Below are 26770 nucleotides of genomic sequence, written 5' to 3'. Positions count from 1 at the left end.
GTGGTGGCCAGGGGGCCAGGTGGCGGTATCGGTGAAGGCCGCGGTGGTCTCGAACCGTGCGGGCAGCTTCGGGCGGAACCCCGGCTCGTCGCCGATCGCCCGCCGCGCGAGCCGGGTGAACACGTCAGCCACGGCGCACCAGCTCCAGGTAGGAGTCGCGCCGCGCCTGCGGCAGGGCGAGGATCTCCCGCTCCGGCCAGCCGTAGGCGCGCGCCAGCTCGTCCACCTCTCCCAGCAGGCGGCGCGCCCGCGCGGCGAACCGCGCCCACAAGAACTCGGCCGGATCGAGCGGGGAGTCCCAGACGGTCGCGCAGCCGGGGCAGGTGAGCGTGAACGTGATGTCGGCGAACGGGTCCGCGGCCTCGACGCACTCCGCGAGCGCGACCCGCTCCTGCGCGTCCAGGGGCCGCCCGCCGTCCGGGACGCATCGCGACAGCAGCACGAGCGCGCCCCGTTCCGGGGAGCCGGCCTGCGCCGCCGCGACCAGGTCGCCGTCGTCGGGAAGCCGCCAGTGCAGGGTCCGCCCGCCGACGTCCAGGGGCTCGACGGGCCGCGCCGGCGGCATGCCCGCGGTCAGTTCCGCGACCGACACGCTCAGCTCGACCTCCGTGCCGCAGCCGGGGCAGCGGGCGAGGCCCTCCAGGGACGGCCCGAAGTTCTCGGCGAAGGCGTCGAGCAGCGCCGCGTCCCGCCGTCCCACCGACGTCTGCGGCGGCGCGCCGAAGGCGCGCAGCAGCGCCGCCGGGCGGTGCGGCGGCGGCAGCTCCCGCACCTGTTCCCAGGCGGCGAGGAGCGCCGCTGGGGCGAGGGCGACCACGGCGGATCAGACCGCGGGCTCGGTGAAGGCGGGCTCAAACGGCTCGGCGACCTCGTAGTCCCGCTCCCAGCCCTCGTGCTCCAGCGTGAGGGTCTGGATCGCGACCGCGTTGGCGTTGGCGTCCAGCTCGGGAAGCGCCTGGTAGGCGGAGACCCACGCCCGGTAGACCTTGTAGGCGAGCACCAGCTGCCCGGCCTCGTTGTAGACCTCGATGGTGATGTCCTTGCGGAAATTCTTCAGCGACGTCTCCATGCCGAGGCCGGAGCCGTAGTTCCAGACCCGGCCGGCCCACTTCTCGAACTCGGTGTCGTGGGTGACGCCGCGTTCCAGCGTGATCGGCTCGTACTTGGTGCGGCCGGGCGACTTCCGCGACGTCGACGGGTCGCCGCCCTCGCGGTGCTCGACCGCCTCGGTCGTGCGCTTGAGCGCGCCGACCTTGCTGACCCCGGCCACGTAGCGGCCGTCCCAGCGGACCCGGAATTTGAAGTTCTTGTACGGATCGAAGCGCTGCGGGTTCACCGTGAACTGCGCCATCTTCCTGTCAACCCCTCTATGCCGCGATACCGCTATACCGCGATCTGGCCGGCGAGCTGCTGCACCTTGATCACGACGAACTCGGCCGGTTTGAGCGGCGCGAACCCGACGGCGATGTTCACCACGCCGTTGTTGATATCGCTCTGCTGCGTCGTCTCCTTGTCGCATTTGACGAAGTACGCCTCCTGGGGCGTCACCCCCTGGAACGCGCCCTGCCGGAAGAGATCGTGCAGGAACGCGCCGACATTGAGCCTTATCTGCGCCCACAGCGGCTCGTCGTTGGGCTCGAACACCACCCATTGGAGACCCCGGTAGAGGCTTTCTTCGAGGAACAGGGCCGTCCGCCGCACCGGGAGGTACTTCCATTCGGAGGCGCGCCGGTCGGCGCCGTCCATGGTCCGGGCCCCCCACACCACCGGGCCGGCGGCGGGCATGGTGCGCAGGCAGTTGACCCCGAGCGGGTTGAGCTGGCCGTTCTCGGCGTCGGTGAGCGGCACCTCCAGGCCGGAGAGGCCGGCGAGCCCGGCCTCCAGCCCGGCCGGCGCCTTCCACACCCCGCGCTGCGCGTCGGTGCGCGCGATCACCCCGGCGACCGTCCCGCAGGGCGCGAACGGCTCGATCTGGCCGCCGCGCAGCGGGTTGACCTGCAGGAGCCGCGGGAAGAACACCGCGGCGTTCTTGCTCCGGGTGCCGGCGCTGGTCGCGAAGTCGGCCGCGGCGGCGACGGCGGCGTCCTTGCCGGTCCACCTCGGGTCGACGAGGAGGACGGCGCGCCGCTGCTCGCAGTACCCGGCGGCGGCGGTGATGACGGACGTCTCCACCGCCCCGGCCACGCCGCCGTCCGGGTCGAGCGTGTAGGGCGGCAGGCACAGCATGTTGAACAGGTCGGCCTTCTCCAGCGCCCGGATGCCCCGCTTGCCGGCGGCCGTGTACTCGGCCGCCTTCGGCACCTCGCCGTCGTGCGGGACCTGTTCGGCCTGCGCGACCTTGGTGTTGGTCGGGTTGTCCTTCCACAGCGGATTCGCCTCGTCGGGCGCGGCGTGCGCCGCGGGCCGCTTCGACGCTGCGGTCAGGTCGGCGCCCGTGACGAGCCTGGACTCGTTCTCCAGCACCCGGTCCACGCGGCGGGGGCTGTCGAGGTCCACCGAGACGTTCCGGAACTCCTCGACGACCTCGGTCTCGTCGTCGCGGACGAGGAGGTTGAACGCGTCGGCCGTGCCGTCCCGGGTGTCGTGGTCGACCCGTGCCCGCAGCCGGTTGCCCCACGTCCCCGGGTACCGGGCGGTCAGCACGTAGTCGCCGCTTCCCGTCTCGGGGGCGAGTTTGACGTCGGCCGCCGTGCGGTCGGTGCCCTTGGGCTTGAACAGCCGGACGACGATCGCCTGCGCGCCCCCGTTGAGGAAGAAGTCGCGCACCGCGTACGACATCGGGGCGTGCTCCCACAGCCCGCCGAAGGTCCGTTCGTAGTCGGCCCAGCTGGTGACCGTCACCGGGCCGTCCTGGTCGGTCGGCCCGCGCCGGGCCCGGCCGACGAAGGCGGTGATCGAGGTGGCGACGCCGGTGATGGTGCGGACGCCGCTGGACCCCTCCTCGACATAAACGCCGGGATAGGACAGTTGAACCGGCATCGCGACCTCCGCTTCGGCCGGATAAGTGATTCCGCACATGAATGCCTGAATTGCGACGCGCGCGACGCGAAACAACCCAGCGATGACAGTACTGACGCACCCTTTCCGAATCCAGAAGAGTAAGGTCGTCCTGGCCATTGGAACGCGATACTTTGCCATTCGTTGACGGCCATCCCTGTCGCATCGCGCGGACGAACTGCGGGAGGGACGAAATGGGCCGCGAACGGGCCGTTGAGGACGCCGAGCGGCAATTCCGGTCATCGCGGGCCCCGGCCGTGTGCGGGTGCACGCCGCCCCGGAGCGCCGCGCCGCCGCCGCGGCCGCCCGCGGAGCCGCGCGGGGCCGGTCCGGTGAGCGGACTTCACCCGTTGACAGGGGCGTTTTCCCAGGTGAACCATCGGTTGATGGGAGCCGTATCGGAGTCGCCCCCCGAGACCGGGAGCGTGCTGGGCAAGACCCGGCTGATCCTGGAGGCGTTCGGCCTCGACGACGAGGACCTCGGCCTCACGGAGCTGGCGCGGCGGACCGGGCTGGCGAAGGCGTCGGTGCACCGGCTCAGCCAGGAGCTGGTGCGCTGGGGGTTCCTGGAGCGGCGGCACGGCAAGTACCGGCTGGGCATGCGGCTGTTCGAGATCGGCCAGCGGGTCCCGCGGCAGCGCATCCTGCGCGACCTCGCCCGGCCGTTCATGGAGGACCTGCTGCAGGCCACCGGGCAGACCGTCCATCTCGCCGTCGCCGACGGGCTGGAGGTCCTCTACCTGGAGAAGGTCTCCGGGCACCGGCAGGTCGGCCGCCCGTCCCGGGTGGCCGGGCGCATGCCGCTGCACTGCACCGCCACCGGCAAGGCCCTCCTCGCCTTCGGGCCGCGCGGCCTGCTCGACGAGGTCGTCGCCGCGCCGCTCGCCCGCACGACCCCGCGCACGACGGTCGCGCCCGGCCTGCTGGAGCAGGAGCTGAAGCGCGCCCGCGAGCTCGGGTACGCGGTCGAGTACGAGCAGGCCCGCATCGGGTACATGAGCGTCGCCGTCCCGCTGGCGGGCGCGACCGGCGCCACCGTCGCGGCGCTGTCGGTCACCGGCCCGGTCGCCCCCGCCAGGACCGAGCGCTTCGCGGGCCTGCTGGACACGGCGGGACGCCAGGTGACCAGGCTGCTGAGCGCTCGGGACGTCTGAACCCGCCGCACGCACAAGAAGGCGCGGGCACCGGAGGGGGATCCGGTGCCCGCGCCAGTGTGAAGCGGCCTCAGACGGGTGCCAGCCGGCGGAACCGGCTGGTGTGGAACACCAGCGGCGGGGTCTCGGGCCTCGCGAGCAGGCCCAGCACCTCCAGCAGCACGATCAGGTGGTCCCCGGCCGGGATCTCCTCGTGCGGGCGGCAGTCCAGCCAGGCGGCGGCGTCGAGGACGAACACCCCGCCGCCCGGCCTCGGCTCCCAGTCGACCCCGTCGAAGCGGTCGCCCTCCTTGCGGGACAGGCGCAGGCAGGCCTCGTTGTGGTTTTCGGCGAGCACGCTCAGCCCGAGCCGCGGCGCGCTCCTCAGCCTCGGCCAGGTCGCCGAGGTGTTCTGGACGCAGATCGACACCAGCGGCGGGGCCAGGGACACCGAGGTGAACGAGCTCGCCGCCATCCCGGCGGGCACCCCGTCGATCAGGGCGCACACCGCCGTCACGCCCGACGGGAAGCACCCGAAGGTCCGGCGGAGCGCGGCGACGTCCTCAGCGGCCTGCTGCATCTCGGTCACCCGCCCCGTCAGCCCGTGGCCAGCGAGGGGGCCTGCGCCGGGTCGAGCCCCATCGTGATCAGGCCGGCCATCTCGGCGCAGGCGTAGGCGTTCGGCGGCATGATCGCGGCGGTCGTCACGTCGCGCAGCATGCGCTCGTAGCCGCGGGGGCGCATCAGCGCGTTGAGCCCGCCGGCGGTGGTGCCGAGCTCGACGACCCGCCCGATCGCGTCCGCGAGCATCAGCTTCGCCTGGAGGTAGGCGTGGCAGGTGCCGAGACCCGGGCCCTCGGTGTCGGCCTTCCACGCGGCCCGGTACATCATCAGCCGCGCGGCCTCGACGTGCGTCGCGATGCGCCCGACCGCCGAGCTGATCGTCGGGTGGTAGCCCATCGGCTGGGCGTACCCCTTCGCCGTCCGCGTGCCGAGGTTCTCCGCGAGCCAGGCCACCATCGCCTCTGCGAGGCCCAGGTAGCAGCCCGTGTAGCCGCCCCACGTGATCGCGGCCTGCGCGACGATCCAGTTGGCGACGAAGTTGTCGATCGGCCCGAGGACCAGCTCCGCCGGGACGTGCGCGCCGTCGATGGCGACCTTGTTGCTGCGCGTCGCCCGCATCCCGAGCGTGTCCCAGACGTCCTCGACCACGATGTGCTCCGGCTGCGCGACCGGCAGGAGGAACGCGATGACGAGGGTCGGGTCGTCGGACCAGTCGGGGCGGGCGAGCATGAAGGCGTAGTCGCTCGCCTCCCAGATCGAGGCGAACATCTTCGTCCCGCTCACGCGCAGGCCGCCGTCCGGCGTGCGGGCGGCGGTCACCGTCGGCAGGAACGACCCCGGCAGCAGGCTGGACGAGGACGGCTCCGACAGCGGCGCCGAGATGAGCGCGCCGTCGTCGATCACCAGCGACGCGACGTGCTTGCGCGCCGCCGCGTCGAACGACGGCAGCTCGCCCGCCAGCCGGGTGGCGACGTAGTGCATGTTGAATCCGAGGGCGGTCGACGCGTCGCCCTGCGCGAGCTGCTCGACGGTCGCCAGCCAGGCGGTCGACCGGACGCCGAGCCCGCCCAGCTCGGCGGGGAACCCCGCCCCGTACAGGCCCGCCGCGCGCAGCTCGGCGAAGCTCTCCGCCGGGATCAGCCGCCGCTCGTCGGCGCCGGCCGCGCGCTCCGCCAGCGCGCCCGCGAGCCGCTTGCCGGTCTCGGCCATCGCCCGGCCCTGCTCGTCCAGCTCAAAGTCCATGGTTCCTCCACGTTCGTGCGGCGCGTCAGTCCCACATGGGGGGACGCGCCGTGTCGAGACTGACGTTGACGACCTTCGTCGCCTGGTACTCGCGGACCGTCTCCGCGGCGCCCTCGCGGCCGTAGCCGCTGGCCTTGATCCCGCCCTGCGGCTGGCCGAGGGGCGTGGCGAACCAGGTGTTGACCCAGACCATCCCGGCCTGGAGGCGCCCGGCGACGCGGTGCGCCCGCGCCAGGTCGGCCGTCCACACGCCGCAGGCGAGGCCGTAGGCGACGGCGTTCGCGCGGGCGACGGCGTCGTCCTCGTCCGTCCAGCGTTCGACGGTGAGGACGGGCCCGAAGAACTCGTCGCATGAGGCGCTCGTCTTCCCGTCCGGGTCGGCGAGGACGGTCGGCCGGTAGAAAGCGCCACCGCCGAGCTCGCCGTCAAGGTCCGGGACGCGGTGCCCGGCGCGCACCGTGGCGCCCTCCGCGACGGCCCGGTCGACGGCCTGGACGACCCGGTCCCGGTGCTCGACGCTGATCAGCGGGCCGAGCTGCGTCGCCGGGTCGAGCGGGTCGCCGACCCGGATCCGGTCGGCGCGCGCCGTGATCCGGTCCAGCAGCTCGTCGTGCACGGTGGCGTGGGCGAGCAGCCGGGACGCGGCGAAGCACACCTCGCCGTTGGCGGCGAACACGCCGGTCAGGACATCCTCGGTGAGGGTGTCGAGGTCGGCGTCCGGCCCGACGATCAGCGAGCCCTTCCCGCCGAGCTCCATGAGCGCGGGCGTCAGCCGGGCGCCCGCGCGGGCGAGGATCGTCCGCGCGCTCGCCGTGCCGCCGGTGAAGCTGATCTTGGCGATGCGGGGGTCGCTGACCAGCGCGTCGCCCGCGGTCGGGCCGAGGCCGGTGACGACGTTGACGACGCCCGGCGGCAGCAGGTCCGCGATCGCCTCCGCGAACCGGACGGTGCTCACCGACGCCAGCTCCGACGGCTTGACCACGACCGTGTTGCCCGCCGCGAGCGCGGGCGCCAGCTTGTGGGCGACGGAGATGAGCGGCGAGTTCCACGGCACGATCGCGGCGATGACGCCGAGCGGCTCCCGGGTGGTGTAGACGTGCGACGACCCCGGCGCCCCCTGCACGACCTCGCCGTGGATGCCGCGGGCCATCCCCGCGAAGTACCGGAAGATCTCCGCGGCGGTGGGGACGTCGATCAGCCCCGCCTCGCGGATCGCCCGGCCGTTCTCGGTGGCGAGCAGCGCGGGCCAGTCCGCGGCCGTGGCGGTCAGCCGGTCGGCGATGGCCCACAGCGCGGCCTGCCGCTCGGCGAGCGGCGTCGTCCGCCACGTCTCGAACGCGTCGGCGGCGGCAGTGACGGCCTCCGCCACGACGGCGGCGTCGCAGTCGGCGATCCGCGCCCAGGTCCGCCCGGTCGCCGGTTCGACCGCCGGGAGGACGTTCCGGACCGGCCGTGCCTCGCCGCCGATGATCACGGGCAGGGGCCGGTCGATCGTGAGCCGGCCGGTGCCGACGGCCGTCATGACTCCAGTCCGATGTGGACGGAGTGGAACGGGTTGTCGATCACGATGCGCCAGGTGCCGTCCGCCTGGCGGCGGAAGACGTTGGAGTCGACCGCGCTCATCTCGACGGGCGTCCCGTCCGGTGCGGTCCCGGTCAGGTTCCAGCGCAGCGCGACGAGGACGATGTCGTCGGCCTCGACCCGGTGCAGCTCCTTGATCGACAGGTGCGGCTTGAGCGCGAGGAACTCCGAGAGCGCCGCGCGGAGCTGGTCCATGCCCCGCGCCGGCTCGGTGCCCGGGCCCGTCTGGAAGACCGTGTTCTCGTCCCACACGGAGAGCGCGGCGTCCAGGTCGCCGGCGTTCATGGCCTCGACGAACAGGTCGTTGAGTTCGGTGACGCTGTTGTGTGATCCCATGCCCGGGACGCTATAAATCGCCCGCTACCTGGCACATCGCCCGTTCATGGGAAGGCGCGGGCCACCCGAACGTGGGATCAGCGCAGCAGCCGGGCCGCCAGCTCCACCCGGGAGTGGACGCCGAGCTTCTGGTAGATCGACTTGAGGTGGTGCTTGACGGTGTTCGGGCTGATGTGCAGCCGCCCGGCGATCTCGTGGTCGCGCTTCCCGGCGGCGACGAGTTCGGCGATGGCCGCCTCGCGCTCGGTGAGGAGGCGGCGCAGCGCGGGCGGCGGCGCCGCCGGGCGGGTCTCCGCCGACAGGATCGACACGATCAGCGAGGGACGCTCCGGCAGGGGCGCCGAGGTCACGGTGATGTCGGTCGCGCCGCCCGTCCCGCCGTCCGTCCCCCTGTCGGTCCCTGTGGCCGGCACGATGAGCCGCCGGGTCGCCTCGCCGCCGTCGATCGCCGCGTCGAGGGAGGGCCACGCGCCGTCCGCGGCGTCGAGCAGCGCCCGCGCGGGCCGGTTCGCGTGCCGCTCGGCCCGCTCCAGGTCGGTGACCACGATCGCCTGCCCGCACGCCTCCAGCGCCCCCCACCACGCGGCCCGCTCGGCGTCGATCGCCGTGACCAGGTCCGTCGCGGCGACCGCCGCCTGATACATCCGTGCCGCCGTGGTCGCCCGGCGCCGGTCGCCGTCGTCGAAGGCGGGCTCGCCCGCGCCGCGGGCGAAGTTGATCGTCCCGACGATCTCCCCGCCGCTGATCAGCGGCGCGCACATCACGTGCGCCATGTCGTAGTGCCGGAACAGGCCCTGGACGATCGGCGCCTCCCGCCAGCCCTCAGCCGGCTTGACCAGGGAGTCGTCCCAGGCGCGCCGGGCCGCCACGGCGCCGCGCAGCACCGGGTCGACGGCCCGGCCGAACCGCTCGTAGCGGTGCGCGTAGAACCGGCTGAGCCCGCGCACCGCCGACGCCCGCGGCCGGCCGGTCCGCTGGTCGAACAGGTAGAGGCCGTACGCGAAGGACGGCACATGACCGGCGACCCAGTCGAAGTAGCGCTCCTGCAGCTCGTCCAGGCCGCGGGCGGTGACGAGCACCTCCAGCCCGGAGCTCAGGCTCTCCTCGTCGGCGGCCGCCGCGTCACCGGCGCCCACCCCGCCGATCTCCTCGCCCATCCAGCGAGTATGCGCCGACGTTATGGCATCACGCTAGACACCGCGGCGACCGATTCGTCAGCCCGGCCGGCCGATCGGGGTCAGCGCTCCCGGTCCTGGATGACTCCGCACGCGCTGCGGCCTCCGGAGTCGCCGGCCTTCAGGGTGTCGGCGTCGGGGCCCTTCTTCCCGCCGGACTCGTACCGCTCCGGAATGTTGGCGTGGTTGTCGGGCAGCGCGTGGACGACGATCGCGCTGCCGTCGGAGTCCAGGAGGTCCTGCGTCCGGAACCGGTCGGTGAGCGTCTCGGCCATGCCTCGCCCGTTCTGCCCGACCTGGAGGTTCGGGAGGTCACCGGCGTGCGACCCGTGGTTGTTGGGGCCGCCCAGGTCCAGGTGGCCGCCGGCGGTGAGGAACGGGCTGACCTTGCCGGTGTTGGGGTCGACGGCCTTGGGATCGCACTTGCCGACCGCGTGCACGTGGAAGCCGTGGAAACCGGCGGGCAGGTTCCACACCTGGACCGACACGCGCTGGCGTCCCCAGCCGGCTCCCGAGACGGTCAGCCTTCCTACTTCCTTGCCCTCGACGTCCGTGACCTGCGCGGTCAGCCCCTGCCGCGCTTCGCCGGTGGCGGCCTGGACGGCCGCCGAGATCCCGACCACCCCCGCCGCTCCGCCGAGCGTGGCCAGCACCGCCAGGTGGGCGACCGAAACGACTCTCTTCATATCCGTCTCTTCCTAGGAGTGGGACGACCTCTGCACCGCATGCCTTTGCTAGTGGCCGCCGCACCGGGACATCAATGGCGGGCTCCGGATCCGGCAGCCCTCAACAAGATCCTGTCACCGAGAGCCAACAGGCCGGCGTCCGCGCCACGCGCGCCGACGTCCCGCGCCGACCCTCCGAACCGCGTCAGGATTGAACCCCTTCTGGTGACCGCGGCGGTCGCGGCGATGAGTTCGCCGGGGCCGGCGGGTCTACCTCCCGACCAGGACGACCAACGAATCGGGAGCAAGGCATGGGCCTCATTCATATCGAGATGTTCGCGACCCTCGACCTGGTCGGGCAGGCGCCCGGCGGCCCCGACGAGGACCCGCTGGGGTTCCCGTTCGGCGGCTGGCAGGCGCCCCTGCTGGACGAGGTCGCCGGGGCGCAGGTCGGCGCCGCCTACGAGGGCACGGACGCCCTGCTGCTCGGCCGGCGGACCTACGACATCTTCGCCGCCTACTGGCCGCACCAGGAGGGCGGCCAGGACGACGAGATCGCGACGCTGTTCAACAGCGTCCCCAAGTACGTGGCCTCCCGGGGCAGGCCCGACCTGTCGTGGGCCGGGTCGTCGCACCTCGGCCGGGACCTGGCCGCCGCGGTGCGGGAGATCCGGGACCGGCACGAGAACATCAAGGTCGTCGGGAGCCTGAACCTCGTGCAGTCGCTCCTGCGCGAGAAGCTCTTCGACCGTCTGGACCTGTGGGTGCACCCCATCGTGCTCGGCGTCGGGAAGAAGGTGTTCGACGGTGGCGCCGTGCCCACCAACGTCACGCTCCTCGAACCGCCGGTGGCCAGCCCCAACGGCATCGTGCACCTGCGCTACGGGCTCGCCGGCGGCACTCCCGGGACCGGGGACATGAGCGCGCCCGACCGCGGCGCCTGACCCCGGTGACGGCGCCCGCCGTGATCGGGGCGGGCGCCGCCGCCAGCCGGTCCCGGCCACCGGCTGGCCGGAACAGGACACTTCGTTAGCGCCCGTGTACGTGCTGTTGCATCCTCGAAAGAGAAACCGCGGCGGATGATCTTCAGATTTCCGCGCCCGCGGTCATCTCGGGGAGGCACGGCAATGGCGGTAAAGCGCGCACTCATCGGCAGATCGCCGGGATCGACGCTCGGCGCGAAGCTCAGAACAGCGTCCCTGCGTGCGCTGCGCACCCTCTTGCAGGGCCTCGCGAGCGCCTTTCCCAGCGCGGGGGCGGGGACGGTCGTGCTTTCCACCGGCTATTGGCAGACATTCGGATATGCCTGCCTGGCGGCGGTCATCACGGCGGTCGTTTCGTTTCTGCACAATGCCGCCGGGATCCTTCCGGAGGATCCGACGCAGAGCGGCCGGCACGCCACCGGTTAATCGGTCCGCTGCGGGATCAGCTGCAGCCTGACGTTCTCGTCGTACGGGATGACGAACGTGGAGATCCGGGCCGTGGAGTCGGTGGGTTTCCAGGTGAGCGGGACGAGGAAGAGCCGTCCGCCCGAGGCCAGGAGGAGACGCAGGTTCCGGTAGCGGTGCCGGTAGGCGACCTTCTCCCCGAAATCGGCGTGCTCGGTCTCCCGAGGGGCGTCGACCAGCGGCTCCTTGGTGTAGAGGACCACCTCGGGCAGTTTCCCGAGGTTCTTCGCGTCGTCGTAGGCGCGGGCGACGCCGACCTCTCCGGCCAGGCTGTTGGCGGCCCAGAACAGGCCCATCACGCCGATCGCGATGGCCGCCAGGCGGGCGCCGCGTTCGGCGCCGTCCATCACCGGCTCCCGCGAACCGGCATGGCGGGCCAGCCAGAATCCGTAGACCAGCAGCGGGGCGCACGCGGTCAGCGACAGCGGGGTGACCCCCGGCGTCTCGTTCCGCGCCACGTCGGTCGACAGGAGGCCGACCAGGGCCCGCACCAGCAGCGCCAGGCCGGTCAGGGCGATGGCGGCGCCGAGCCCGCGGGCCAGGCGCGGCCGGGACGGCAGCACCACCGCGCCGATCAGCGCGTGCGCGGCCATGGCGACGAGCACGATCAGGAGCAGGAGGGCCGCCGCCGGATAGGCCACCTCGACGCCGAACTTCAGCAGATCCTGGTTGGCGAGTTCGGTCAGCTGGAGATCGACGCCGAAGTACCGGAAACGCTGCAGCGTGGCGACGTAGCCGTACCAGATCAGCACGCCCGCGATGATCGTCGTCGGCGGGCCGAAAGTGCTCAGCGTGGCCAGCCGCTGGGTCCAGTCCTGGGCGGGGTCGGCCGCCGGTTCCTCGGCGGGCCGCCGCCGCTCGGCCCTCATCCGCGCCCGGGCCAGCCGGTCGGACCCGCGGTCAGCACTGGCCAAACTGGGACTCTCCGAAATACGGCTCCGCCGAGTTGGGCACCCATTCCACGCAGGCCGGGAGGTCGGTGGTGGCCTGCCAGGTGGCACGGACGGGACGGCCCGGCCCCGGCTGGGCGCCCTGAACATTTCTGCAGGGGCCGATGGCGGTATCCGTGCAGAGCTTGGAAAGGGACCAGGTGACCCTCACGGTGTATTTCGCCGGAAGGGCGGGACGCGAACCGGACGACAGGAACTGCGGCCCCACGCCGCAGCTCTCGGTGGAGGAGATCACCGTGTCCGGCGCGCACGCTTTCGGGGCGGGAGCCCCCAGCCCGGCGCATCCGGCGTCGCCCCCATAGGTCACCGAGGCGAAGGCCGCGGCCGCCCTGGCCGGCTCGGACAGGTCACCCGCGTTCCGTGCCTCCGGACCCCCTAGGGTCTGCGCCCGGAAACTCTCGATCCGGACCGGATAGGGCGCCGAGATGAGGCGGCACACGCTGTTGGGGGAACGGTTGTCCAGGGACGCGCCGCTGCCGGTCGAGAGCCGGGGAGTCTGCCAGGGCTCCGCGGACGGGCCGACCGATGGCGGCTGCGACTCCCCCGGCGACTCCTGCCCCCGCGGCGCGGAGCTCAGCGGCGCGGGGGTGGCCGACAGCCCCTGACCGCCCTCTTCGCCGCCGCCACTCCCGCACCCCGCCACGAGAATGATCACGGCGCCCCCGGCCGCGCCGAGTTTGGAGAAAAGCACCGTCCGAGTCTATGGCCGCGACTTCCGGTGAAGACCGCCCGCGAAGGCCGTTAACGGCCATTCCCCGAGCGGGAATGGCGGAACAAAAGCCCTTGCGTGATGAAGAACTCCGAGGTGGCGAGAGGTCAGGGCGGCGGGTCGTCCCGCCACGCGGTTTCGCGGGCGCGGACCAGGGCCGTCAATGTGGCGTTGACCGGGGCCTCCCTGCCCGCCTTGGCCGCCTCGCGGGGCACCGCGCCGTTGATGAACATGATCTCGCTGACGCGCCGGGCCTCGTGGTCGAGGAGGGCGGACGGCTTCGCGGCCGGCATCCGCGCCCCGAAGTCGCGGACCAGCTCGACCGGGTCCGGCGCGGGCACGGCGACGCCGAGGGCGCGTGCGGTGTCCCATGCCTCGGTGGCCGCCGCGCGGCTGACCGGGCCCATGTGCGCGTCGTCCATGACCTCGCCGACCGTCAGCCCGGTCAACGCGCACGGGGCGCTGTAGGCGACGTTGCAGATGAGCTTCTCCCACTGCATCGCGGCGATGTCGGTGACCGCCCGGGCGTCGAATCCGCCGAGGCGCCAGGCGGCGGCGATGCGCTCGACCTCGGTGCGGTCGAGCGCGCCGTAGCCACCGAAGCGGAGCGCGCGCATCGCGTTGTGGTGGACGTTTCCCGGGCCCTTCACCGAGGCCCCGAACCCGCTCGCCACCCCGACGGCGAGCCGGTCGCCGCCGAGCTCCGCGGCGACGACGTCGGCCGATCCGAAACCGTTCTGGATGGTGAGGACGACGGTGTCGGGCCCGATGAGCGGCCGGGCTCCGGCCGCCGCGGTCTCGACGTCGGCCGCCTTCACCGCGAGGACGACGAGGTCCACCGGATCGTCGGGGGCGGAGGTGTGCGCCCGTACCGGGACCCGGAATTCCCCGTCCGGTCCGGACACCAGCAGCCCGTTCTCGGCAATGGCCGACATATGGGCGGCCCATCTGTCGACGGCGAGGACGTCGTGACCCGCCGACGCGAGCCGTCCGGCGTACACCGACCCCATCGCGCCGCAGCCGACCACCGCGATTCTCATCGTCTCCCTTTCCTCGCTCATCCGACGAGCCGGGCGATCTCCGCCGCCAGGCCCGGCTTCGCTTCGAGCCCGAATCCAGGGTCGTCGGCGGGGCGGATCCGGCCGTCCGCGAGGCGGCAGCCGGGGCCGTAGCCGCCGAACGGCTGGAAGACGCCCGGGTAGGCCTCGCATCCGCCGAGGCCGAGACCCGCCACGATGTGGAGGTTGATCAGGTGCCCGCCGTGCGGGAACGCCGACCGGCGGTCGAACCCGTGCTCCTCCATCAGCTCGATCATCCGCACGTACTCGGTGAGGCCGTAGCCGAGCCCGGCGTCCATCTGGAACACGTCCAGGCCGGCGCGGAGCCCGCCGAACAGCAGCAGGTTCTTCACGTCCTGGACGGAGAACAGGTTCTCGCCGGTGGCGACGGCACCCGGGTAGACCTCCGCGAGCCTCCGGTGCAGGTCGAAGTCGAGCGGGTCCGTGGCCTCCTCGTACCAGCGGAGCCCGTGGCCGGCGAGGGCCTCGGCGTACGCGTGCGCCTGCGTCCAGCCGAACCGCCCGTTCGCGTCGACGGCGACCGCGCCGCCGCCGCCCATCGTCTCCACGGCGGCCTCGACGCGCCGCAGGTCGCCGGCGAGCGGGAGGCCGCCGATCTTGATCTTGACCGCGGGGTATCCGGCGTCCCGGTAGCCGCGCAGCTCGGCCGTCAGCTGGCCGATGTCGTCGCCGGGACGGTAGTAGCCTCCGGCGGCGTAGACGGGGACGCCGTCGCTTTCGGGGGCGCGTCCGTACGTCTTGGCGATGAGCGCGTAGGCCGGTTCGCCGGCGTGCTTGGCGAGCAGGTCCCAGCAGGCGAGTTCGACGGCGGCGGCAGCGGCGGCGCGGTCGCCGTGGCCGCCGGGCTTCTCGTCCTTCATGGCGCGCTTCAGGACGCGTCCCGGGTCGAGGAGGCCGGTGTCGGGTTCGAGCAGCGAGTCCGGGTCGGCGCTGAGCACCCGCGGGATCATCCGGTCGCGCAGGATGCCGCCCTGGGCGAAGCGCCCGATGGAGTTGAACGCGATCCCGGCGAGCGGGCGCCCGTTCCTGCGCACATCACTGATCACAGCCACGAGGGAGACGGTGTGGTCGGCGAAGCTGACCACGGAGTTGGCCACGTTCCCTTGCAGCGGAACGGGCATTTCTCGGATCTCGACGATACGCAAAGGCATTCCTTCTGCTAGCGCGCGCCGGAGACGCGCGGGACGGCCAGCTCCCGGAGCCGCCGCTTGAGCACCTTGCCGCTGGGGGTGCGGGGCAGTTCGCCGACCAGGTCGACCCGGGTCGGGCATTTGTAGTGCGCGAGCCGTTCCCGGCAGAAGGCGATCAGCGCCGGCTCGGTGAGCCCGGTGCCCTCCTTCGCGACGACGATCGCGGCGACCGTCTCGCCCCAGCGCGGATCGGGGACGCCGACGACGGCCGCCTCCGCCACGTCCGGGTGCTCGGCCAGGACGTTCTCGACCTCCACGGGGTACACGTTCTCGCCGCCGGTGATGATCATGTCCGTGATGCGGTCGGTCAGGAACAGGTAGCCGTCCCCGTCCAGGTGGCCTGCGTCGCCGGTGCGGAACCAGCCCCCGGCGCGGAAGGCGCGGGCGTTGTCGGTCTCCGCGCCGAGGTATCCGGGGGTGAGCAGGGCGCTGCGCATCCAGACCTCGCCGGTCGCCCCGGCGGGCCGTTCCTCCCCGCTCTCGGGGTCGCGGATCTGGATCTCCACACCGTCGGCGGCGCGCCCCGCGGACGCCAGCCGCGCGCCTCCCCGGCGGTGGTCCTCGGGGCCGAGGAACGTGATGGGCCCGCACGCCTCGGTCATCCCGTAGCTCTGGACGAGGTCGCAGCCGAGCGCCGCCCGCGCCGCCTCGATCACCGCGGGCGGCATCGGCGACCCGCCGTAGATCAGCGTCTTGAGGCTGCCCAGGTCGGCGTCCGCGATGGCGGGGCTCTGGACCAGGGTCTGGACGACGGCCGGGACGCTCAGCATGTGGGTGGCCCGGACGTCCTGCAGCACGCGCAGGACGCCCTCGGGCGACGCGTCGGTGAGGAAGACCGACCGGGCGCCCCGGCCCAGGCAGTAGAACAGCCAGCCCGTGCCCGAGACGTGGAACAGCGGCGAGGGGACGCACACCACCGATCCCGGGCCGACCTCCCAGGGCGCGGACGACGCCAGGTTCGCCGCGATGTTGCCGTTGGTCAGCTGCACCGCCTTCGGCCGCCCCGACGTCCCGGAGGTGTAGATGAGGAGGGTCGCGGCGCCGGGGCCGGCCGGACGCGGGTCGGCGACCGCGGACCGCCCGTCGAGCCAGGCCTCGTAGCCTCCGATGACGCTCAGGTCGCGGCCCAGCACCAGGACGTTCTCTCCGGCGGCCTCGTCCGCCACGCCGAGCGCGCGCAGGTACGCGGCGTCGCTGACGATCGTCCCCGGACGGGCGTGGTCGAGGACGCGGGCCAGCTCGCCCGGCGCCAACCGCCAGTTGAGCGGGACGGCCGGGACGCCGAGCCGGTTCGCGCCGACCATGAGCGCGGCCCAGACGGCGGAGTCGCGGCCGAGGTAGGCGACCGGGCCGCCGGTGCCGGCCAGCGCGTTCGCGACCTGCGCGGACCGCCGCGCGAGCGCGCCGAAGGTGAGGCCGCCGCCGCCCGCGTTGCCGGTGGCCGGCCGGTCGGGCGCCTCCCGGGCCCAGTGATCGGCCATGGCGGCCAAGGAACCGGTGAATCGGTCATCCATGAATGCGCCTCCGGGTCACCCGTTTTTAGCAGGAATCTGACTTCACTTTCAATGTTCGAAACCGGCGTCAGCGGGCGTCGAGCCGCTGCAGGCCGCGCTCGGCGATCTCGCGGACCTCGTCCTCGAGCTCGCCGAACTCCTGACCGGCCAGCGCGCCCGCCCGCACCCGGACGGCGATGCCCTGCGTGATGACCGCGCACTTGAAGTGCGCCAGCGCCTCGTAGAAGGGCAGGTCGGCCAGCTCCACCCCGGACCGGCGCGCGTAGCGGTCGGCGATTTCCGCGCGCGGCGGGAAGCCGGGCAGGGCGGTCACGGCCGGGGTCAGCCGCAGCCCCGGCTCGCCCGGCTCCTGCCAGTAGAACAGCAGCAGCGCGAGGTCGGTCAGCGGGTCGCCGAGCGTCGACATCTCCCAGTCGAGGACGGCCCGGACCGTGCCCGGGTCGTGCTCGTCCATCACGCAGTTGTCGAGCCGGAAGTCTCCGTGGACGATCGAGTCGCGCGGCGAGGCGGGCACCGCCCCGGCGAGGCGGCGGCCGAGCTCCTCGACGGGCGCCACGGCCTCGGTGCGGGAGCGCGCCCACTGGTCGTTCCAGCGCCGGACCTGCCGGGCGAGGAAGCCGTCCGGCCTGCCGAAGCCGTCCAGCCCGACCGACCTCGGGTCGACGCGGTGCAGCGCGGCCAGCGCGTCTACCAGCGCGAACGCCAGCTCCGCCCGCTGCCCAGGGCCGTCGGCGTACCCGTCGGGGATGCGGTCCCGGATGACGTGGCCCCGGACGCGCTCCATGACGTAGAAGGGCGAGCCGGTGAGTTCGCCGTCGTCGCTGAGGACGATCCGCGGTACCGGCACTGGCGACGAGCCGAGCGCGCGCTGGACACGGGCCTCGCGTCCCATGTCGTGCGCGCTGGGCAGCAGCTCGCCGGACGGCGGCCTGCGCATCACCAGCTCCCCGGCCGCGCTGGTCAGCAGGAACGTCAGGTTCGACTTCCCGCCGGCCAGCAGGGTCGCGGACAGCCCGGACCACCGCGCGTCGCCGGTCGCCTCCGCCACGGCGGGCCCGAGCAGGTCGGGGCGGACGAGCTCGTCCACCACGGTCGTGTCCGTCTCGCCGTGCACGCTCACGCTCCGAAGTCCCAGCCGTCGCCCTGCTCGAACTCGCGGAGCAGCCGCCGCGCGACGTTGACCACGTGCACCTCGTCCGCGCCGTCGTAGATGCGCCCGAACCGGGCGGCCCGGTACATGCGGCTCAGCGGGGTGTCGTCGGTGAGGCCCGCGGCCCCGTACACCTGGACGGCCCGGTCGATGACGTCGTGCAGCATCCGCGCCCCGACGACCTTGATCGCGCCGATCTCGACGCGCGCACCGCCCCCGCCGTCGATCTTCCCGGCGGCGTCCAGGGTGAGCAGGCGGCAGGACTGGATCTGCGCCCAGCTCTCGAACACGTGCTGCTGCATCAGCTGCCGCCCGCCCAGCTTCTCGCCCTTCAGCATCCGGGTGTTGAGCCGGTCGCACATCAGCTCGAAGGCCCGCTGCGCCTGGCCGAGCCAGCGCATGCAGTGGAAGATGCGGCCGGGGCCGAGCCGCTCCTGGGCGATCGCGAAGCCCGCGCCGCGCTCGCCGAGCAGGTACCCGGCGGGGACGCGGACGTCGGTCAGCGACAGCTCGTAGTGCCCGCCCTCGATCCCGAGCACGGGCGTCTCGCGGACGATCCGGAACCCGGGCGTCCCGGCCGGGACGACGATCAGCGAGAACGCGCGGTGCGGCGGCGCGCCGTCCGGCTCCGTCCGGCACAGGACCGTGGTGAACGCCGCGTCACCGGCGCCGGTGATGAACCATTTCCGGCCGTTCAGCACCCATTCGCCGTTCTCCAGCCGGGCCGTGGTCTGGAGCTGGGTCGGGTCGGACGACGCGACGTCCGGCTCGGTCATGGCGAAGCTCGGCCCGATGGCGCCCCGCACCAGCGGGTCGAGGAGGCGGTCGCGGACCTCGCCCTCGGCGTGCCGGTCGAGCATGAGGGAGTCCTGGAGCGTCCAGGTGCCGAGGGCGTACTGCCCGAAGTCGGAGCGGCCCTGGACCTCGTTCACGTAGACGTAGTCGAGGAACGGCATCCCGCCGCCCCCGATCTCCGCCGGGTGCCCGAGCGCCCACAGCCCTTCCCGCTTGGCCTGCGTCTGCAGTTCCGCGAGCAGCTCGCGCGATTCGGGGCTGCGGGCGTCCAGCGCGTGCTCGACGGGCTCGACGCGCTCGGTCATGAACCGGTGCACGGCCTGCCGCAGCGGCCGCACGTGCTCGGGGACGGAGAACGCGCTCGCTTTCACTGGCTGCTTCATTTCACCATCGACTTGTGCCGGCTGTGGTCGACGTCGTCGAGGGTCGCGGTCAGCAGCCGGTGCGCCTCCGCCGGGTCGGCCTCGAACCCGGGGGTGTCGATGCACAGCTCGACCATGATCCCGTTGGGGTCGATGTAGTACAGCGACCGCAGGTAGTCGTGGTCGACCTCCATGTACGGCTCGACCCCGGCGGCCTGCATCCGCCCGCGCACCTCGGCCACCTTCTCGGCGGTGACGTTGAACGCGATGTGGTTCACCCAGCGGGGCAGCTTGTTGCCGACGGATATCTCCGAGCTCCAGCCGTCCCGCTCCCCCGCCTCGTGCAGGTCGAAGAACGCGATGCAGCTGCCGTCGCCCGTGTCGTGGAAGGTGTGGCGGAAGAATCCGCCCTTCGGCCCCGCCGCCACCTCGGTGTGGACGAGCGGGAACCCCATCAGCTCCTCGTAGAAGCGCGTGGTCGCATCCAGGTCGCGGCATGCGTAGGCGACGTGGTGGATTCCGGGAGCGGGCACGTGTGTACCTCCATATCGAAAGAGATCAGGAATTGTTTTTCTGAGGGGGCGGCTCAGCGGCCGTTGAACAATGGGTCTCGGCGTTCGGTGAATGCCTGCACGCCTTCGCGGAAGTCCGCGGTGCCGTGCAGCAATGCCTGGTCGCTCGCCTCCTGGCGGAGCACGGCGTCCAGTCCTTGGTGGCCGCCGGCGAGCATGGCCTTGGTGAAGGCCACGGCCAGGGGCGGCTGTTCGGCCAGCCTGCGGGCCACGTCCATGGCGGTCCGGAGCGCCTCTCCGGGTGCGGCGCGATAGTCGGCCAGGCCGATGGCGACGGCCTCGTCCCCGCGCACCGGCTCGTCGAGCATCAGCATCCGGCGGGCCCGGCCGTCGCCGACGCGCCGCGGCAGCGACCACAGCAGGCCCAGGTCCGCCATCAGCCCGAGGCGCGGGAAGGCGCAGCGGAACGTCGCGTCCTCGGCGGCGACGACGAGGTCGCAGGCCAGCGCCAGGGACAGGCCCGCGCCGACCGCGTGCCCTTCGACCGCGGCGACGACCGGCTTCCGGCCCGCGGCCAGCGTCCGGACGGTGCGGTGGAGCGCGTTCAGGTTGTCGTGGGTCGAGGTGACGGTCGCGTCCCGCAGGACGGCGACGTCGACCCCGGCGCAGAACGTCCCGCCCGATCCGGTGAGGACGAACGCGCGTACCTGCGGATCGGACATGCCCTCCTCCAGCGACTCCTGGAGGGCCGCCATGGATTCGAGGGTGAACGCGTTCCGCGTCGCCGGACGGTCGAGCGTGAGGACCGACAGGGTCATCTCACACCGCCGTCCAGCCGCCGTCGACCGACAGGACGCTGCCGGTGACGTAGGCGGACGCGTCCGACGCCAGGTAGACGAGCGCTCCGTCGAGCTCGTCGGCGCGCCCGCCACGGCCCATCGGGATGGTGCGGCGGATGTAGGCGCGCCCTTCCTCGGTGGCGAAGAGCTCCTGGCTCATCTCCGACTCGAAGTAGCCGGGCGCGATCGCGTTCACGCGCACGCCGTCGCGGGCCCACTGCGAGGCCAGCTCCCGCGTGAGGTTGACGGCCCCCGCCTTGCTGGCGCAGTAGCCGCCGTGCGGGATGCGCTTGGACCCGACGAGCCCCAGCGCGGACGCGATGTTGACGATGCTGCCCCCGCCCCGGGCGGCCATCGCGAGCCCGGCGTACCGGGCGCAGGTGTAGAGGCCGACCAGGTTGACCTCCAGGACGCGGCGGAAGTCGTCGGTGGTCTCCTCGGCGACGGTCTTGACGTGGGTCGTGCCCGCGTTGTTCACCAGCACGTCGAGGCGTCCCGCCCAGTCCTCCGCGCGGGCGACGAGGGCGCGCACGTCGGCCTCGACCGTCACGTCGGCCGTGACCGGCAGCACCCGGTCCTCACCGAGCTCGGCCGCCAGTTCCTTGAGTTCCCGGGTACGCCGCGCGGCCGCCACGACCCGGGCTCCGCGCCCGGCCAGGCACTGGACGAACCGCCTCCCCAGCCCGGACGAGGCGCCGGTGACGACCACGCCGCGGCCGGTGAGATCGAACAGATCGGGCTCCGCCACGCAATCCTCCTTCTTCTGATTCACGCGGATTCGGCCTGGGCGCTGCCCAGATAGGCGGCCAGGACTTCGGGGTTCGCGCCTATCTCGGCGGGCGTGCCGACCGCGACGAGGCGGCCGAAGTCGAGGACGGCGATCCGGTCGCAGATGTCCATCACCACGCCCATGTTGTGCTCGATCAGCACGACGGTGAGGCCGAGCCGCTCGTTGGCGTCGAGGATGGCGTCGACCATGGACTCGACCTCGTCGTGCGTCATTCCGGCGACGGGCTCGTCCAGCAGCAGGACGTCCGGCTCGGCCGCCAATGCCCTGCACAGTTCGACCTGGCGCTGGGTCCCGCCGGGAAGCTCGCCCATCCGCGTGTCGCGGAGCGCGCCGAGGCCGAACATCTCCAGGACCTCTTCGGCCTTGGCCCTGCCTTCGCGTTCTTCGCGCGCGGCCCATCCGTACCAGAGCATTCCGCGCAGGACTCCGGCGCGCTGCTTGCTGATGCGTCCGAGAAGGACGCTCTCCAGAACGGTCATGGTGGGAAAGGACTCGACGTTCTGGAACGTCCGCCCGATCCCCCGCGCGTTGATGCGGTCGGGCCGCGCACCGCGGATCTCCTGGCCGCGATGGCGGATCGACCCCTGCTGCGGCCGGTACACGCCCGAAACGCAGTTGAAGAGCGACGATTTCCCCGCGCCGTTCGGGCCGATGATCCCGAACGTCTCCCCCTCCCTGATGTCCAGCGAGACGCCGTCGAGGGACCTGACCCCGCTGAAATTGAGGGTGACGCCTTCGAGTTCGAGAACCGTGGTCGCCGTCATCGGCCCGCCCTTTCCGCCGTCCGCCGGGCGCGGCGGCCGCTCACGCTCTGCCCGCCCAGGTAGTAGTGCGCGACGCGCTCGTCGCCGGCGAGCTCGGCGGCGGACCCGCCGCCCGCGATCCGCCCGCCCTCCAGCACGTAGCCGTACTCGGCGACCTCGAACGCCAGCAGCGCGTTCTGCTCGACCAGCAGGACGGTCGTGCCCTTGGCGTTGATCGCCCGGACGACGTCGCGGATCTCCTCCACGATGCGGGGCGCGAGCCCGAGGCTCGGCTCGTCCAGGACGAGCAGCCGCGGCTGGGTCATCAGCGCCCGGCCGATCGCGAGCATCTGCTGCTCGCCGCCGGACAGGAACCCCGCCCGCTGCCCGAGCCGCTGCCGCAGCACCGGGAACAGGTCGAGGATCTCGTCGTAGGTCGACTCGCGGCGGGCGTCGTCGCGGCGCAGGGTGTGCGCGCCGGTCAGGAGGTTCTCGCGGACGGTGAGGTTGGGGAACACCTGGCGCCCTTCGAGCACCTGTGCCACCCCGCGCCGGACGACGGCGGACGCGTCCGCGCCGGTGATGGCGTCCCCGTCCAGGCTGACCCGCCCCTGGTGGATCACGCCCTGGTGGGCCTTGAGGAGTCCGGAGACCGCGCGCAGCAGCGAGGTCTTCCCGGCGCCGTTCGGCCCGACCAGCGCCACGATCTTCCCTGCGGGCACCGTGAGGGAGACGCCCTCGATGACGACGCCGCCCGTCCGGTAGCCCACGGTGAGGTCCTCGACGGCCAGGCTCGCCGCCGCCGTCCCCGCCGTGCCGCTCTTCTCAGGCATGTGACCGCCCCTTCCGTCCGGCCGCGTTCAGCACCCGTTCGGAGATCCCGGCGAGTCCCCGCGGCTCGAAGACCAGCACCGCCACGATCGCGAGCCCGTAGAGGCAGTTCGCGAGCACGTCGACCGACACGCCGCCGCCCGCCGACGGCGTCGTGCTGATCCCCGGGACGACGCCCGCCAGCAGCGTCACCACCTGCGGGATCGCGGTGACGAAGACCGCGCCCGCGATCGCGCCGCGCAACGACCCGACCCCGCCGATGATGATGATCGCGAGGAGCTCGACCGACATCATCAGGTCCCACTGGTCGGGGACCGCGTAGGTCTGGTAGGAGACGAGCAGCGCGCCCGCGAGGCCGGCGTACGCGGCGGCGACGCCGAACGCCGCGCTCTTCATCCGGGCGACGGGGACGCCGACGACCCCGGCGGTCAGGTCCCGGTCGCGGATCGCCGCGAAGCCGCGGCCGACCCGGGTGCGGCTGAGGTTGCGGGCCGCGACGGCCGCCACCGCGAGGACCGCGCACGCGAGGTAGAAGAACTGCTGGTCGCCGGTCAGCATGAACGGGCCGACGATCACGTCGTCGAGCAGGTCGTGGCCGAAGAGCTCGACCGGATGCGCGGCCCGTCCCTTGGAGCCGCCGGTGAGGCCGTCCCAGACGTCCCACAGCCACTCCGCGACGAACAGCACCGCGAGCGTGACGACCGCGAGGTAGAGCCCGCGCAGCCGGGCGGCGAACGGGACGACGAGCAGCCCGACCGCCGCGCTGACCAGGCCCGCCGCCGGCAGCCACACCCAGATCGGCAGGCCCTGGTCGGCGCCCAGCCAGATGGCGGTGTAGCCGCCGACCGCGACGAACGCGGAGTGGCCGAGCGAGACCTGCCCGGCCAGCCCGGTCAGCACGTGCAGGCCGAGCGCGGCGATCGCGGAGATCGCCGAGAACACCGCGATCGCCTGCCACTGCGGCGTGGAGAACAGCGGGACGGCCAGCAGCACGACCACCGCCGCGATGCCCGCGGTACGGGACGTCCAAGGGTGCCGCGGGCGGCCCGCAGGCGCCGGCATGACGTCCGCGCCGGCACGGGTCTTCACGGTGGGGGCCATCAGATGCGCTCCGCCTCGTGGTGCCCGAAGAGCCCGGAGGGGCGCAGCGTCAGCACCAGCAGCATCGCCACGTACGGGAGGACGACGTGCACGCCGCCGTACTCCGCCAGGTACCCGGAGCCGAGCACGAGCATCAGCCCGACGCCCATGCCGCCGACGACCGCGCCCGCCAGCGAGTTGAACCCGCCGATCACGAGCGCGGGCAGGGCGCCGAGGGCGGTGTCGACCATGTCCGGGGACACGCGGCGCGGGAACGCTCCAAGGAAGACCCCGCCCGCGACCGCCAGCACCCCGGCGATGCCCCACGACACCGTCTGGACCCACCGCATGTTGATCCCCTGCGCGAGGGCGGCCTCGTGGTGGTCGGCGGCGGCCCGCAGGGCGAGGCCGTGCCTGGTCTTCTGGAAGAACAGCCACAGCGCGGCCAGCAGGACGAGCGAGACGCTGATGATCCAGACGCCCGTCCAGGAGAGGGCGACGCCGCCGATGCGCAGCACGCCCCGCCCCATCGGGCCCTCGGTCGACCCGCGCGGGTTGACGCCCCACGCCATCGCCACGAACGCCTGCCCCATCACCGACAGGCCGAGCGTCGCCATGATCACGACGTAGAGGGAGCGTCCCGCCAGGCGGCGCAGGATGACCTTCTCGCACACGATCGCGAGCGCCACCATGCACACCAGCGCGACCAGGACGCCCCACCCGAACCCGTACGGGACGAGCGCCGCGACGATGTAGGCGCTGATCATCACGAACACCGGGTGCGCGAAGTTGAACACGCCCGAGCTCTTGAAGACCATGACGAAGCCCAGGCCGATGAGCGCGTAGATGCAGCCCAGGGCCATGCCCTGGAAGCTCAGCTGGAGGAAGTTGTCCATGTTCGCCTCGCCGGCCCGTCAGCTCTTGGCGCCGTCGGCGAGCCGCCACTTCATGGCCAGGTCGGTGGCGCCGAAGCCGGTGACGGGCACCGGAACCCCGGTCTTGGGGTCGATCTTGTTCATCCGGGTCTGCCGCGAGGGGATGCGGCTGTCGGCGTCGCCCGACCCGTACTTGAGGTCGGGGCTGAGCCCGCTGGTCGAGACGTTGAGCCCGGCCATGGCCGCCACCACGCCCTTCTGGGTGAGGTCCTTCTCCTTGCACGCCTTCTCCAGCGCGGCGACGGCGACGGACGCGTCCACCCAGCCCGCGATGACGAGCTGGTCGGGCTTGGTGCCGGGCGCGACCTTCTCGACGTTCTGCTTCACCTCGGCCATCGCCGGGACGTTCTCGGTGTAGAGGACGCTGCTGGTCACCACGTGGAGCTTGTCGACGAGGCGGCCGAGCTGCTTCGCCATCGCGGTCTCGTAGCCGGAGTCGACGGTGAGCCACTGGGGCGAGTAGTCGAGCTGGGACGCCTGGCTGAGGATCGGCCCGGTCTTCGAGGCGATCCCGTGGATCCAGACGGTCTCGGCGCCGGCCTTCTTCATCTTCAGGACCTGGGCGGTGAGGTCCTCCGCCTTCACGTCGTACCCGGCCTCGGCGACCACCTCGATGGCGGGGTCGTTGGCCTCGACGTAGCGGACCGCCCTCTGGCCCTCCCGGCCGAACTCGTCGTCCTGGTAGATGACGCCGACCTTGAGCTTGCCGTCCGAGCCCGCCTGCTCCTTCTTCGCCCAGTCCAGCCCGTTGATCACGTACATCGGGAACGGGGTGGTGAACAGGTAGACGTTCTCCAGCTTGATCACCTCGGCGGCGCTCGTCGCGGCGAGCGTCGCGATGTCGTCGCGGGCGATCTGCTGGCTCAGCCCGTAGATGCTCGTCGCGCCGAGCAGCTGCCCGATCATGACGATGTCCTTGACGTTTGCGCGGTACGCCTGCACCGCCACGGCCGGGTCGTACTTGGTGTCGGCGCGGACGGAGACGAGCTTGCGCCCGCATACTCCCCCGGCCGCGTTGGCCTTCGCCAGCCGCGCGTCGAACCCGGCGGCGCCGGCGATCGCGCCCGCGGCGACGGGGCCGGTGTAGCCGTTGAACAGGCCGATCTTGATCTCGTCGTCGGTGACTCCGGCGTCGACCTTGACGCCGCCCTTGCTGGTCGACGCTCCGGGGGTGGCACAGGCGCCCGCGAGCGCGGCGGTGACCACCAGGGAGAGGCAGGCGAGTCGTGTTTTCACAGGGGGTACCTCGTCATCCGCTGAAAGGCTCGGTTACTGCTGTTCCTGAGGGTGCGAAGCCGTGGCTCGCAGTTGTGATCGGCGGCGTATGAGCGTGGCCGTGACCGCGGCGGCGACCACGGCGAGCAGGAGGGTCGACGGGCCCGGCCCGGCGAGATCGCCGATCCCGGCGGGATGGTCGACCGAGATGCGTCCGGGACCGGTGTAGAGGAGGGTGAGGGCGGCGGCCGCGAAGAGCGCGGGCAGCTCGACCCCCTTGTCGGCCTCCCACAGGCCGTTGGGGACGTGGAGCGAGGCGGCGACGAGCACCACGCCGACGACCGTCGCGGCGGCGGCCGGGGTGGCGAGCCCGGCGACCAGCGCGAGCCCTCCGGCCACCTCCAGGACTCCGGCGAGGGTCGCCATGGGACGTCCCGGACGGAACCCGCCCTTCTCGAACACGGCCGCGGTCTGGGCGAGGCCGGGCCCGTCCAGCAGGCCGAACTTCTTCAGCCCGTGGCCCGCGAGGTAGAGGCCGAAGACCGTCCGCAGGGCGAGCAGCCCGATGTCGGCCGATGTGCCGGTCATGCGAGCCGCGCCGTGGTCCAGGCGACGATCAGGTCGGCGAGCTCGGCGCGGGCGGCGTCGCCGCCATCCCTGCGGAAGTAGTGGTCCCCCGCGATGACGTGGGATTCCTTGTCCTCGGAACCCAGCGCTTGCAGGATCGCGTCGGCGTCGCTCGGGAAGACGCCGGTGTCCATGTCCGCGTTCACGACGAGCGCGGGCTCCTTGATGCGCGCGAGGTGCGGCGTCGCCCGGGTCTGGGAGTCCTCCAGGCTCCAGAGGGAGAGCCAGGTCCGCAGGGTGCAGGTGCCGGCGATGCCGAAGACCGACGCGTTGGCCCTGGCCGGTTCGCCGGCGTAGCAGGAGTTGGG

At 72.6% G+C, this 26770-nt stretch carries 28 protein-coding genes and 1 pseudogene; 3 read left to right on the top strand and 26 right to left on the bottom strand.

The genetic code is table 11. The annotated features are described in order from the left end of the window. Window positions 1–124 precede the first annotated feature (124 nt). From E1264_RS19045 to E1264_RS19035, 3 genes are read right to left on the bottom strand one after another with little or no spacing between them, the layout of a single operon-like run. Window positions 125–817 (bottom strand): hypothetical protein, encoded by a 693-nt coding sequence (locus E1264_RS19045; RefSeq protein ID WP_132175309.1) that lies wholly within the window; start codon window positions 815–817, stop codon window positions 125–127. Window positions 818–823: 6 nt separating this feature from the next. Then, window positions 824–1351, bottom strand: coding sequence for a phage tail protein (locus tag E1264_RS19040; protein WP_132175307.1), 528 nt, complete (start codon window positions 1349–1351; stop codon window positions 824–826). 32 nt (window positions 1352–1383) lie between these two features. Further along, window positions 1384–2979 (bottom strand): phage tail sheath C-terminal domain-containing protein, encoded by a 1596-nt coding sequence (locus E1264_RS19035; protein ID WP_132175305.1) that lies wholly within the window; start codon window positions 2977–2979, stop codon window positions 1384–1386. 404 nt (window positions 2980–3383) lie between these two features. Here E1264_RS19035 and E1264_RS19030 point away from each other — a divergent pair, with 404 nt between their 5' ends. Beyond that, window positions 3384–4151 (top strand): IclR family transcriptional regulator, encoded by a 768-nt coding sequence (locus E1264_RS19030; RefSeq protein WP_132175303.1) that lies wholly within the window; start codon window positions 3384–3386, stop codon window positions 4149–4151. Between the two features lie 70 nt (window positions 4152–4221). On the opposite strand, the gene E1264_RS19025 is transcribed toward E1264_RS19030, so the two are convergent. The 6 genes from E1264_RS19025 to E1264_RS19000 form a co-directional block, all read right to left on the bottom strand. After that, window positions 4222–4710, bottom strand: a complete 489-nt coding sequence (locus E1264_RS19025) for a flavin reductase family protein (RefSeq protein WP_132175313.1) — start codon at window positions 4708–4710, stop codon at window positions 4222–4224. 17 nt (window positions 4711–4727) lie between these two features. After that, window positions 4728–5936, bottom strand: coding sequence for an acyl-CoA dehydrogenase family protein (locus E1264_RS19020; RefSeq protein ID WP_132175301.1), 1209 nt, complete (start codon window positions 5934–5936; stop codon window positions 4728–4730). Between the two features lie 25 nt (window positions 5937–5961). Next, complete coding sequence (locus tag E1264_RS19015; protein ID WP_132175299.1) at window positions 5962–7458, bottom strand: aldehyde dehydrogenase family protein; 1497 nt, start codon at window positions 7456–7458, stop codon at window positions 5962–5964. Beyond that, complete coding sequence (locus E1264_RS19010; RefSeq protein ID WP_132175297.1) at window positions 7455–7853, bottom strand: SgcJ/EcaC family oxidoreductase; 399 nt, start codon at window positions 7851–7853, stop codon at window positions 7455–7457. The genes E1264_RS19015 and E1264_RS19010 overlap by 4 nt, the downstream gene beginning before the upstream one ends. Before the next feature lie 77 nt (window positions 7854–7930). Then, entirely contained in the window at window positions 7931–9010 is a 1080-nt protein-coding gene (locus E1264_RS19005) for a LuxR C-terminal-related transcriptional regulator (protein WP_132175295.1), read from the bottom strand. Window positions 9011–9090: 80 nt separating this feature from the next. After that, complete coding sequence (locus E1264_RS19000) at window positions 9091–9714, bottom strand: superoxide dismutase family protein (protein WP_132175293.1); 624 nt, start codon at window positions 9712–9714, stop codon at window positions 9091–9093. Window positions 9715–10004: 290 nt separating this feature from the next. Here E1264_RS19000 and E1264_RS18995 point away from each other — a divergent pair, with 290 nt between their 5' ends. Together E1264_RS18995 and E1264_RS18990 are read left to right on the top strand one after the other, a co-directional pair. Further along, on the top strand, window positions 10005–10637 hold the full coding sequence (locus E1264_RS18995) for a dihydrofolate reductase family protein (protein ID WP_132175291.1): 633 nt from the start codon (window positions 10005–10007) through the stop codon (window positions 10635–10637). Window positions 10638–10820: 183 nt separating this feature from the next. Next, window positions 10821–11102, top strand: a complete 282-nt coding sequence (locus tag E1264_RS18990; RefSeq protein ID WP_132175289.1) for a hypothetical protein — start codon at window positions 10821–10823, stop codon at window positions 11100–11102. Here E1264_RS18990 and E1264_RS18985 read toward each other — a convergent pair. The 17 genes and pseudogenes from E1264_RS18985 to E1264_RS44665 form a co-directional block, all read right to left on the bottom strand. Next, window positions 11099–12055, bottom strand: coding sequence for a hypothetical protein (locus E1264_RS18985; RefSeq protein WP_132175287.1), 957 nt, complete (start codon window positions 12053–12055; stop codon window positions 11099–11101). The genes E1264_RS18990 and E1264_RS18985 overlap by 4 nt on opposite strands. Beyond that, window positions 12042–12782, bottom strand: coding sequence for a hypothetical protein (locus E1264_RS18980; protein ID WP_132175285.1), 741 nt, complete (start codon window positions 12780–12782; stop codon window positions 12042–12044). The genes E1264_RS18985 and E1264_RS18980 overlap by 14 nt, the downstream gene beginning before the upstream one ends. 125 nt (window positions 12783–12907) lie before the next feature. Next, window positions 12908–13840 carry a 2-dehydropantoate 2-reductase gene (locus tag E1264_RS18975; RefSeq protein ID WP_132175283.1) on the bottom strand — a complete coding sequence of 311 codons (933 nt, stop codon included), beginning with the start codon at window positions 13838–13840 and terminating at the stop codon, window positions 12908–12910. A 17-nt stretch (window positions 13841–13857) separates the two neighbouring features. Next, window positions 13858–15000: an enolase C-terminal domain-like protein gene (locus tag E1264_RS18970; protein WP_207936011.1), complete on the bottom strand. Its 1143-nt coding sequence runs from the start codon at window positions 14998–15000 to the stop codon at window positions 13858–13860. Between the two features lie 38 nt (window positions 15001–15038). Then, window positions 15039–16583 carry an AMP-binding protein gene (locus E1264_RS18965; RefSeq protein ID WP_132175279.1) on the bottom strand — a complete coding sequence of 515 codons (1545 nt, stop codon included), beginning with the start codon at window positions 16581–16583 and terminating at the stop codon, window positions 15039–15041. Between the two features lie 67 nt (window positions 16584–16650). Beyond that, the gene (locus E1264_RS18960) at window positions 16651–17703 is read right to left on the bottom strand and encodes a phosphotransferase family protein (RefSeq protein WP_207936010.1); all 1053 of its coding nucleotides are present in this window, start codon (window positions 17701–17703) and stop codon (window positions 16651–16653) included. Beyond that, complete coding sequence (locus tag E1264_RS18955) at window positions 17700–18911, bottom strand: acyl-CoA dehydrogenase family protein (RefSeq protein ID WP_132175277.1); 1212 nt, start codon at window positions 18909–18911, stop codon at window positions 17700–17702. The genes E1264_RS18960 and E1264_RS18955 overlap by 4 nt, the downstream gene beginning before the upstream one ends. Next, window positions 18908–19423, bottom strand: coding sequence for a VOC family protein (locus E1264_RS43485; protein WP_165964250.1), 516 nt, complete (start codon window positions 19421–19423; stop codon window positions 18908–18910). The genes E1264_RS18955 and E1264_RS43485 overlap by 4 nt, the downstream gene beginning before the upstream one ends. 53 nt (window positions 19424–19476) lie before the next feature. After that, window positions 19477–20220, bottom strand: a complete 744-nt coding sequence (locus E1264_RS18945; RefSeq protein WP_132175273.1) for an enoyl-CoA hydratase-related protein — start codon at window positions 20218–20220, stop codon at window positions 19477–19479. A 1-nt stretch (window position 20221) separates the two neighbouring features. Continuing rightward, window positions 20222–20989 carry a glucose 1-dehydrogenase gene (locus tag E1264_RS18940; protein ID WP_132175271.1) on the bottom strand — a complete coding sequence of 256 codons (768 nt, stop codon included), beginning with the start codon at window positions 20987–20989 and terminating at the stop codon, window positions 20222–20224. A gap of 20 nt (window positions 20990–21009) precedes the next feature. Beyond that, the gene (locus E1264_RS18935) at window positions 21010–21795 is read right to left on the bottom strand and encodes an ABC transporter ATP-binding protein (RefSeq protein WP_132175269.1); all 786 of its coding nucleotides are present in this window, start codon (window positions 21793–21795) and stop codon (window positions 21010–21012) included. Further along, the gene (locus tag E1264_RS18930; RefSeq protein ID WP_132175267.1) at window positions 21792–22607 is read right to left on the bottom strand and encodes an ABC transporter ATP-binding protein; all 816 of its coding nucleotides are present in this window, start codon (window positions 22605–22607) and stop codon (window positions 21792–21794) included. The genes E1264_RS18935 and E1264_RS18930 overlap by 4 nt, the downstream gene beginning before the upstream one ends. After that, on the bottom strand, window positions 22600–23706 hold the full coding sequence (locus E1264_RS18925; protein WP_132175265.1) for a branched-chain amino acid ABC transporter permease: 1107 nt from the start codon (window positions 23704–23706) through the stop codon (window positions 22600–22602). The genes E1264_RS18930 and E1264_RS18925 overlap by 8 nt, the downstream gene beginning before the upstream one ends. Next, the gene (locus tag E1264_RS18920; RefSeq protein ID WP_132175263.1) at window positions 23706–24581 is read right to left on the bottom strand and encodes a branched-chain amino acid ABC transporter permease; all 876 of its coding nucleotides are present in this window, start codon (window positions 24579–24581) and stop codon (window positions 23706–23708) included. Before E1264_RS18920 ends, E1264_RS18925 begins: the two co-directional genes overlap by 1 nt. A gap of 18 nt (window positions 24582–24599) precedes the next feature. Then, the gene (locus E1264_RS18915) at window positions 24600–25856 is read right to left on the bottom strand and encodes an ABC transporter substrate-binding protein (RefSeq protein ID WP_132175261.1); all 1257 of its coding nucleotides are present in this window, start codon (window positions 25854–25856) and stop codon (window positions 24600–24602) included. Between the two features lie 33 nt (window positions 25857–25889). Then, on the bottom strand, window positions 25890–26423 hold the full coding sequence (locus E1264_RS18910; RefSeq protein WP_132175259.1) for a DoxX family protein: 534 nt from the start codon (window positions 26421–26423) through the stop codon (window positions 25890–25892). Then, window positions 26420–26770, bottom strand: a pseudogene (locus E1264_RS44665) (alpha/beta hydrolase); the annotation flags it as partial. The pseudogene E1264_RS44665 and the gene E1264_RS18910, both read right to left, overlap by 4 nt.

The organism is Actinomadura sp. KC216, from assembly GCF_004348535.1.
Classification (GTDB): Bacteria; Actinomycetota; Actinomycetes; order Streptosporangiales; family Streptosporangiaceae; genus Spirillospora.
This window is presented reverse-complemented; position numbering and strand designations above follow the sequence as displayed.

Coding starts and splice junctions, on each gene's coding strand:
- E1264_RS18990 (WP_132175289.1), top strand. CDS start 10,821: ATGGCGGTAAAGCGCGCACTCATCGGCAGATCGCCGGGATCGACGCTC.
- E1264_RS19025 (WP_132175313.1), bottom strand. CDS start 4,710: ATGCAGCAGGCCGCTGAGGACGTCGCCGCGCTCCGCCGGACCTTCGGG.
- E1264_RS18955 (WP_132175277.1), bottom strand. CDS start 18,911: ATGAAGCAGCCAGTGAAAGCGAGCGCGTTCTCCGTCCCCGAGCACGTG.
- E1264_RS18925 (WP_132175265.1), bottom strand. CDS start 23,706: ATGGCCCCCACCGTGAAGACCCGTGCCGGCGCGGACGTCATGCCGGCG.
- E1264_RS18975 (WP_132175283.1), bottom strand. CDS start 13,840: ATGAGAATCGCGGTGGTCGGCTGCGGCGCGATGGGGTCGGTGTACGCC.
- E1264_RS18970 (WP_207936011.1), bottom strand. CDS start 15,000: ATGCCCGTTCCGCTGCAAGGGAACGTGGCCAACTCCGTGGTCAGCTTC.
- E1264_RS18935 (WP_132175269.1), bottom strand. CDS start 21,795: ATGACGGCGACCACGGTTCTCGAACTCGAAGGCGTCACCCTCAATTTC.
- E1264_RS18910 (WP_132175259.1), bottom strand. CDS start 26,423: ATGACCGGCACATCGGCCGACATCGGGCTGCTCGCCCTGCGGACGGTC.
- E1264_RS19030 (WP_132175303.1), top strand. CDS start 3,384: ATGGGAGCCGTATCGGAGTCGCCCCCCGAGACCGGGAGCGTGCTGGGC.
- E1264_RS19020 (WP_132175301.1), bottom strand. CDS start 5,936: ATGGACTTTGAGCTGGACGAGCAGGGCCGGGCGATGGCCGAGACCGGC.
- E1264_RS19005 (WP_132175295.1), bottom strand. CDS start 9,010: ATGGGCGAGGAGATCGGCGGGGTGGGCGCCGGTGACGCGGCGGCCGCC.
- E1264_RS19035 (WP_132175305.1), bottom strand. CDS start 2,979: ATGCCGGTTCAACTGTCCTATCCCGGCGTTTATGTCGAGGAGGGGTCC.
- E1264_RS18945 (WP_132175273.1), bottom strand. CDS start 20,220: ATGACCCTGTCGGTCCTCACGCTCGACCGTCCGGCGACGCGGAACGCG.
- E1264_RS19010 (WP_132175297.1), bottom strand. CDS start 7,853: ATGGGATCACACAACAGCGTCACCGAACTCAACGACCTGTTCGTCGAG.
- E1264_RS18995 (WP_132175291.1), top strand. CDS start 10,005: ATGGGCCTCATTCATATCGAGATGTTCGCGACCCTCGACCTGGTCGGG.
- E1264_RS19015 (WP_132175299.1), bottom strand. CDS start 7,458: ATGACGGCCGTCGGCACCGGCCGGCTCACGATCGACCGGCCCCTGCCC.
- E1264_RS18930 (WP_132175267.1), bottom strand. CDS start 22,607: ATGCCTGAGAAGAGCGGCACGGCGGGGACGGCGGCGGCGAGCCTGGCC.
- E1264_RS19040 (WP_132175307.1), bottom strand. CDS start 1,351: ATGGCGCAGTTCACGGTGAACCCGCAGCGCTTCGATCCGTACAAGAAC.
- E1264_RS18920 (WP_132175263.1), bottom strand. CDS start 24,581: ATGGACAACTTCCTCCAGCTGAGCTTCCAGGGCATGGCCCTGGGCTGC.
- E1264_RS18965 (WP_132175279.1), bottom strand. CDS start 16,583: ATGGATGACCGATTCACCGGTTCCTTGGCCGCCATGGCCGATCACTGG.
- E1264_RS19000 (WP_132175293.1), bottom strand. CDS start 9,714: ATGAAGAGAGTCGTTTCGGTCGCCCACCTGGCGGTGCTGGCCACGCTC.